Below are 6,865 nucleotides of genomic sequence, written 5' to 3'. Positions count from 1 at the left end.
GCAGCACTTTGGTGTGTTGGTGTGTGGCTTTGCCGGCTCTCCTTCCCCCCCCCCCCCCCCCCAGGCTACCAACCCCCCCCCCCCCCCCCCCCCCCCCCCCACAAACCCCCCCCCCCCCCCCCCCCCCCCCCCCCCCCCCCCCCTCCGGTCGGGTGGCGCGGAGGATCAGGTGGACTGGAGGCGGGGCTCCACCCAACCGGTCTCGGTCAGGTGGTCCATCACCCGCTGCACCGCCTCCTCGACGGTCAGGTCCGTGGTGTCCACCACCAGGTCGGCGTCGGTCGGCTCCTCGTACGGGTCGTCGATGCCGGTCATCCCGGTGAGCAGGCCCGCCCGGGCCCGGGCGTACAGGCCCTTGCGGTCGCGCTGCTCGCAGACGGCGAGCGGGGTGGCCACGTGGACCAGCAGGAAGCCGGCCCCGGCGGCGTGCGCCATCTCCCGGGCGGTGGCCCGGGCCGCCGCGTACGGGGCGATCGGGCAGCAGATGCCGACGCCCCCGTGCCGGGCGATCTCGGCCGCCACCCAGCCGATCCGGCGGACGTTGGCGTCCCGGTCGGCCTTGCTGAAGCCCAGCCCCGCGGAGAGCTCCCGGCGCACCACGTCCCCGTCGAGCAAAGTGATGGTGCGATCGCCGATCTCGCGGAGCACGTCGGCCAACCCGCGGGCGATGGTCGACTTGCCGGAGCCCGAGAGGCCGGTCAGGAAGACCACCAGGCCCCGGTGCCGGCGCGGCGGGCGGGCGCGGGCCAGTTCCTTGGCCACCGCCGGCGGGGTGTGCCACTCGGGCAGCGGGAAGCCCCGGTCCAGCAGGTCGTCGATCTCCTCCTGGCTGAGCGCGAGCCGCCGGTTGCGCGGCGGGATGTCCTCCCGCCAGCGCCACTGCCCGTCCCGGTTGTCGTACGCCAGTTCCCGAGGCACCAGTACCCGCAGCCCGGCCCCGGAGAGCATGCCCTCGGTGGAGAGCAGGTGGGTCACCCCGTACGCGGCGGCCACCCGGGCGCGCAGCAGGGCGTCGCTGATCTCGTCCCGGCGCCGGGCCAGCGGCACCGCCACCAGGGTGGCCGGGGGCATCCGGTCCCGGGCCGCGAACACGCAGCGGACCAGCGCCTCAGGCGGCAGCCCGCCGGTCGCCTCCTCGCCCGCCGGAATCAGCACCAGCAGGTGCGCGCCCAGGGTACGGGCGGCGTGCGCGATCTGCGCGAGCTGCGGCCGGTGCAGCGGACGATCGGCGAAGACGCCGAGCACCCGGCCCGGGGGCAGCAGCGCCTTGATCTCCTCGGGGCTGCGCCGCAGTCGCTGGAACGGCCCGTGCCCACCGTCACCCAGCCGGCGAACCGTGCCACCCACGCCGGCGATCCCCTCGCGGACCGGCCAGACGTCCGTCACGTCCATGGCGGCCACCGGGGCGCCCTCACCGTCGGTGAGCACCAGGGCCCGCTGCGGCGGGTCGCCCAGCATCAGCCGCTCGGCCAGCGCCGCCGGCACCTGCAGGGTCACCGGCACCGGCCAGGGCGTGCCGTCGGCGAGCCGCCCGCGCCGGCTCAGCGAGGCCAGGTCGGCACGGCTCATGAACCCGGTCAGCGGGGCGTACGCTCCGGTCAGCAGCAGTTCCAGATCGGCCAGCTCACCGGTGCGCGGTGCGTACGTCGGCGCGTCCCGCAGCACATCCTCGGGAAGCACCCACCCGTTGCTCATCGAACCCCCAACTCGCCGACCGGCCCACAGTTTCTCAGCCGACCGGCGATCGGTCGAGAGCGCCACTCCCCTCGCGGTCGCCGGCGGGGGAGCGGGCGGGGAGCGGCCGGGCCGTCGGGTCAGCCCGCCGGGGCGAGCGGAGCGGCGCCGAACGACACGGCGAACCGCTCGCACCAGATGGCCACGCTGGTCAGCCCGGCGAGGCCGATTCCGGCCGGGATCTCGTACGCCTGGTCGCCCCGGTTCCCCTTCAGCGCGCCAAGCGCGACGTGGCGTCCGTCATCGAAGACGCGCCAACCGGACGGGCCGGTGCGAACCGGCTGATCCGTCAGCCAGACGTGCAGATCCGGACCGTTCGAGGTGTCCAGTCCGACCAGTTCCAGCCGGTACCGAACGTCGGCGGCACGGACGATCCGGGCGCTGCCCCGGGTCTCGTGCTCGTGGGTGACGAAATCGCCCCGGCTGACCAGCGCCGGCGTGCCGGGCCCGGCCGACGGGCCGGCGCCGACCTCGCTGAGCGTCTCGTGCACCTCGGTGTCGGTGACCAGCTTCCAGGGCTGGAACCAGAACAGCCCGAACGCGGTCCCGGCCCCGATCACGGCGACCACGATCCAGGTCAGCGGCGCGTGGACCAGACGGGTGAGCATGCGCCGAGTCTTCCGCGTCGGGTGGCGCCGGTCACCGGGGCGTGCGCTTACGGAACCATTACCGCCGCCGGGAGGGCCGGTCGGCGGCCCAGCCGGCGCGCCACCGCCCGGCGGAGCCGGGACCAGAACGCCCGCTCGTCCTCCACCCGGGGCGGGGCGCCGTCCGCGGCGCAGTGCACGAGCAGCGGCAGCCGGACGTCCCGGGTCCACCCCGCGCCGGTCACCCGGGCCTTGAGCTGCCAGGTGCCTCGGGTCCGGCCGCCGTTCAGCGCGGCGAGGTCCGCCGTGGCGGTCGCCCGGTGCCGGATCCGCAGGACATCCCCCTCCGGTACGCGCTCGGTGTCGACGCTGACCGGCAGGAAGACCTCCTCCTGGGTCTCCCGGTTCCGGACGACGAGGTCCACCTTCGGCCGGCCGGCCGGGGCGGCTCCCGGCGGCGGCTCGACGCCGTCCACCGGGAACACCGGCAGGTCCCTGCCGTCGGCGCCGAACCAGATCGGCTCGTCCCCGGCCCGGAGCTCGGCTTCGACGGTGACCGCGAGGGTCGTCCCCACGACCTTCCAGCGCCGCACCGAACCGCACGCCCGGACGCCCGCCTCCCACTCGGCCAACCGGTGCAGGTCCGCCACCCGACCCTGTTCGGCGAGGGCCGCGATGGCCCGGTGCAGCGGCGGCAGGCCGGCGGCGACCCCCGGGGCGAACCGTTCCCGGATGATCTGCCGGATCTCCCCGGCGACCTGCTCGATCCAGTCCTGCGGCGCGTCGGTCATCCGGCGTCCGCGCAGCCGCTCCACCATCTCGTTGCGCAGCCACCGCCGGTGCAGCCGGTCGCGCAGCGCGCCGGGCGGAACGTGGGCGTCCACGATGTCGAGCGCCCCGCGCAGCCCGGCGTAGTACTCCGCCGGGTCGAGCCGGTTGGCGGTCACGTTGCCCGCGTCCGTGCGGCGCTGGTGGTGATAGCAGGTGTAATCCGCGAGCACGCAGGTCCGCCCGGAGAGCAGGTACGCCCGCACGACCATGCGGTGGTCCTCCAACCGGCGGTGCGGACCCTCCGGGAACCGCAGCTCGTGCTTGTCCAGGAACGCGCGGCGGAACAACTTGTGGCAGGTCAGGCTGTCGATCAGTGGGGCGTTGGCCAGAGTGGCGTCGAACCGGTTCTTGCGGAACAGCTCCCGCGGGACGCCGCGCCGGTGTCCGGCCATCTTGCCGACCACGATGTCGGCGTCGTACGTGCGGGCGCAGGCGTACAGCCGTTCGAGCGCCTCGTCCGCGAACCAGTCGTCGTCGTCGGCGAAGAAGACGTACTCGCCCCGGGCCCGCTCCGCGCCGACGTTGCGCGGCCGGGACGGCCACCCCGAATTCTCCTGGTGCACCACGTGGAAGTGCGGGTGGGCGGCGGCCAGTTCGGCCAGGCGGCGCGGGGTGGTGTCGGTCGACCCGTCGTCAACGAAGATCACCTCGAACTCCGCGGGTGGCAGCGACTGGCGTGACAACGACGCCACGAGCCGCTCGATGTGTGTTCCGCAGTTGTGGGTGGGCACCACCACGCTCACCTTGGGACAGGCCGCGTCGAGGGTCATCCGTGTCCTTGATTTGATCGATCCGGGCCGGCAACGACAGCTTTCCATGATGGACGCCGGAGCGGCTGCCCCGGTTGCAATGTTGGTTACCAATAGTTCACCGCGGGCGGTGACACCTAGGGGCCGAATCGCCGGGGATCAGGGAATCGCCGGGGTCGCAGTCGGTCCCATGAACCGCCGCGACTACCTACGCTGGGGGTCGTGACACTGCTCGCGACCGAGTCGCTGACCAAGACGTACGGAGGTCGGGTCACCGCGCTGACCGACCTCACGGTGTCGGTCGAGCCGGGGATCATCGGGCTGGTCGGTGCGAACGGCGCCGGCAAGTCCACCCTCATCAAGATCCTGCTGGGCCTGCTCGCCCCGACCAGCGGTCGGGTCTCCGTGCTCGGCCTCGACCCCACCACCGATCCGGCGGCCGTCCGGGCCCGGGTCGGCTACATGCCCGAACACGACGCCCTGCCGCCCGACCTCTCCGCCGCCGAACTGGTCACCCACCTGGGCCGGATGAGCGGCCTGCCGCGCACGGTCGCCCGGGAACGGGCCTCCGAGGCGCTGCGCCACGTGGGGCTGCACGAGGAGCGCCACCGCGCCGTCGGCGGCTACTCCACCGGCATGAAGCAGCGGGTCAAGCTGGCCCAGGCGCTGGTGCACGACCCCGACCTGCTGCTGCTCGACGAGCCGACCAACGGCCTCGACCCGGCCGGACGGGACGCCATGCTGGGCCTCATCCACCGGATCGGCACCGAGTTCGGCATCTCCGTGCTGGTCTGCTCGCACCTGCTCGGCGAGGTGGAACGGATCTGCGACACGCTGGTCGCCATCGACGGCGGCCGGCTGCTGCGCGCCGACCGGGTCGCCGCGATGACCTCCGCCACCGACGTGCTCGCCGTCGAGGTCAGCGAGGGCACGGAGGAGCTGGCCACCCGGCTCGCCGCGCTCGCCCTGCCGGTCACCCGGGAGGGCCGGATGCTGCTCGTCCCGCTCGCCGACGAGGGCACGTACGACAAGATCCTCGGCGCGGTCGCCGAGCTGGACCTGCCGCTGCACCGGCTGGACCAGCGCCGGCACCGGGTGGCCGAACTCTTCGCCACGAGGGAGCCCAGCCATGCCTGACCCGACCGGCGTCATCCACGACATCGGGTACCAGCGCTACACCGGCCCCCGACTGGGCCGCCGGCAGGTGTTCGGCGCGCTCTACGGCCACGGCCTGCGCACCGTCTTCGGGCTGGGCCGCAGCGCCAAGTCGAAGATCTTCCCGTGGCTCGTGGTCGGCATCGTCACCGTGGTGGCCGCGGGGATCACCGCGGTCCGCAGCCAGATCGGCCAGGTGGTGTGGACGTACGCCCAGTTCGCCGACGCGATGAGCTGGCTGGTCATCCTGTTCGTCGCGGTGGCCGCCCCCGAGCTGGTCTCCCGCGACCTGCGCAGCGGGGTGCTGCCGCTCTACTTCTCCCGGCCGCTGCCGCGCGGCGACTACGCGCTGGCCAAGCTGCTCAGCCTGATGACCGCACTGTGGCTGCTGCTCGGCGGACCGCAGCTGGTGATGTTCCTCGGCGCCGCGTTCACCACCGACAGCGGCATGGGTGGGGTCTGGGACGAGCTGCTCGACCTGCTGCCCGGTCTGCTCTACGCCGGGCTCTGGGCGGCGGTCTTCGCGTCGATCGGCCTGCTGATCGCCTCACTGACCGGCAAGCGGGCGTTCGCCGCCGGCGGGATCGTGGCGGTCTTCCTGATGACCGCGCCGATCGTCGGCGTACTGTCGATCATGCCGTCCCGGACGGTCAACGAGCTGGCCTTCCTCGCCTCGCCCTCGACGCTGGTCGCCGGGGTGGGCACCTGGGCGCTCGGTGACCTGCTGGTGCCGGAGGGGCGGGGCGGCGGTGTCCCGATCGGCGACTTCGGCCCGGTCTACGGGGCCGTCGCGGTGCTGCTGGTCGCCGCCTGCGTCACCCTGCTGCTGCTGCGATACCGGAAGGTGGCCGCCCGATGACCACGATCAGCGCGGAGGTGGCGGCCCCGTCGGCCACGGCCGCCGCCCTCGACCTCGCCGGCGTGTCCCGCTGGTACGGCAACGTGGTGGCGGTCAACGACGTCACCATGCGGCTCGGGCCGGGCGTGACCGGCCTGCTCGGACCGAACGGTGCCGGAAAGACCACCCTGCTGCACATGATGGCCGGATTCCTCGCCCCGTCCCGCGGCACGGTCACCCTGGACGGCGAGCCGACCTGGCGCAACCCGGGCGTCTACCGGCGTCTCGGCCTGGTCAGCGAGCGGGAGGCGGTGCACACCTTCCTCACCGGGTACGAGTTCGTGCTGGCCAGCGCGAAGCTGCACCGGTTGCCCGACCCGGAGGCGGCGGCCCGCGGGGCCATCGACCTGGTCGAGATGGCCGACGCCCAGGACCGGCGGATCGGCACGTACTCCAAGGGTATGCGGCAGCGGACCCGGGTGGCCGCCGCGCTGGTGCACGATCCGACGGTGCTGCTGCTCGACGAGCCTTTCAACGGGATGGACCCGCGGCAGCGGCTGCACATGATGGCCCTGCTGCACCGGCTCGGCGACGCCGGCCGGACCATCCTGTTCAGCTCGCACATCCTGGAGGAGGTCGAGCAGGTCTCCGGCACCGTGCAGGTGATGGTCGCCGGGCGGCTGGCCGCCTCCGGTGACTACCGGACCATCCGCCGGCTGATGACCAACCGGCCGCACGTCTTCCGGGTCAGTTCCACCGACGACCGGGCCCTCGCGGTCGCGCTGATCGCCGAGGCGTCGGTGACCGGAGTGGAGTTGGGCCGGGACGGGCTGACCGTCCGGGCCGGGGACTACGGCGCCTTCACCCGGGCGCTGCCGAAGATCGCGCTGGCCCGGGGCGTCCGGGTCCGGTTGCTGACGCCCGAGGACGAATCGCTGGAGAGCGTCTTCTCCTACCTGGTGGGGGCCTGA

The 6,865-nt window shown here is 73.6% G+C and carries 6 protein-coding genes; 3 read left to right on the top strand and 3 right to left on the bottom strand.

The genetic code is table 11. The annotated features are described in order from the left end of the window. Positions 1-165 precede the first annotated feature (165 nt). The 3 genes from cysC to ACL02O_RS12010 form a co-directional block, all read right to left on the bottom strand. Entirely contained in the window at positions 166-1,695 is a 1,530-nt protein-coding gene (cysC, locus tag ACL02O_RS12020) for an adenylyl-sulfate kinase (RefSeq protein WP_412818099.1), read from the bottom strand. 119 nt (positions 1,696-1,814) lie between these two features. Beyond that, on the bottom strand, positions 1,815-2,342 hold the full coding sequence (locus tag ACL02O_RS12015) for a DM13 domain-containing protein (RefSeq protein ID WP_412818098.1): 528 nt from the start codon (positions 2,340-2,342) through the stop codon (positions 1,815-1,817). 47 nt (positions 2,343-2,389) lie between these two features. After that, positions 2,390-3,922, bottom strand: a complete 1,533-nt coding sequence (locus ACL02O_RS12010) for a glycosyltransferase family 2 protein (protein WP_412818097.1) — start codon at positions 3,920-3,922, stop codon at positions 2,390-2,392. 201 nt (positions 3,923-4,123) lie between these two features. Here ACL02O_RS12010 and ACL02O_RS12005 point away from each other — a divergent pair, with 201 nt between their 5' ends. From ACL02O_RS12005 to ACL02O_RS11995, 3 genes are read left to right on the top strand one after another with little or no spacing between them, the layout of a single operon-like run. Continuing rightward, positions 4,124-5,038: an ABC transporter ATP-binding protein gene (locus ACL02O_RS12005; protein WP_412818096.1), complete on the top strand. Its 915-nt coding sequence runs from the start codon at positions 4,124-4,126 to the stop codon at positions 5,036-5,038. After that, entirely contained in the window at positions 5,031-5,915 is an 885-nt protein-coding gene (locus ACL02O_RS12000; RefSeq protein ID WP_412818095.1) for an ABC transporter permease, read from the top strand. Before ACL02O_RS12005 ends, ACL02O_RS12000 begins: the two co-directional genes overlap by 8 nt. Next, a complete protein-coding gene (locus ACL02O_RS11995; RefSeq protein ID WP_412818094.1) occupies positions 5,912-6,865 on the top strand; it encodes an ABC transporter ATP-binding protein in 954 nt (317 codons plus the stop codon). Before ACL02O_RS12000 ends, ACL02O_RS11995 begins: the two co-directional genes overlap by 4 nt.

The organism is Micromonospora mangrovicola (assembly GCF_047200535.1).
In the GTDB taxonomy this organism is placed as follows: Bacteria; Actinomycetota; Actinomycetes; order Mycobacteriales; family Micromonosporaceae; genus Micromonospora.
This window is presented reverse-complemented; position numbering and strand designations above follow the sequence as displayed.

Coding starts and splice junctions, on each gene's coding strand:
- cysC (WP_412818099.1), bottom strand. CDS start 1,695: ATGAGCAACGGGTGGGTGCTTCCCGAGGATGTGCTGCGGGACGCGCCG.
- ACL02O_RS12015 (WP_412818098.1), bottom strand. CDS start 2,342: ATGCTCACCCGTCTGGTCCACGCGCCGCTGACCTGGATCGTGGTCGCC.
- ACL02O_RS12010 (WP_412818097.1), bottom strand. CDS start 3,922: ATGACCCTCGACGCGGCCTGTCCCAAGGTGAGCGTGGTGGTGCCCACC.
- ACL02O_RS12000 (WP_412818095.1), top strand. CDS start 5,031: ATGCCTGACCCGACCGGCGTCATCCACGACATCGGGTACCAGCGCTAC.
- ACL02O_RS11995 (WP_412818094.1), top strand. CDS start 5,912: ATGACCACGATCAGCGCGGAGGTGGCGGCCCCGTCGGCCACGGCCGCC.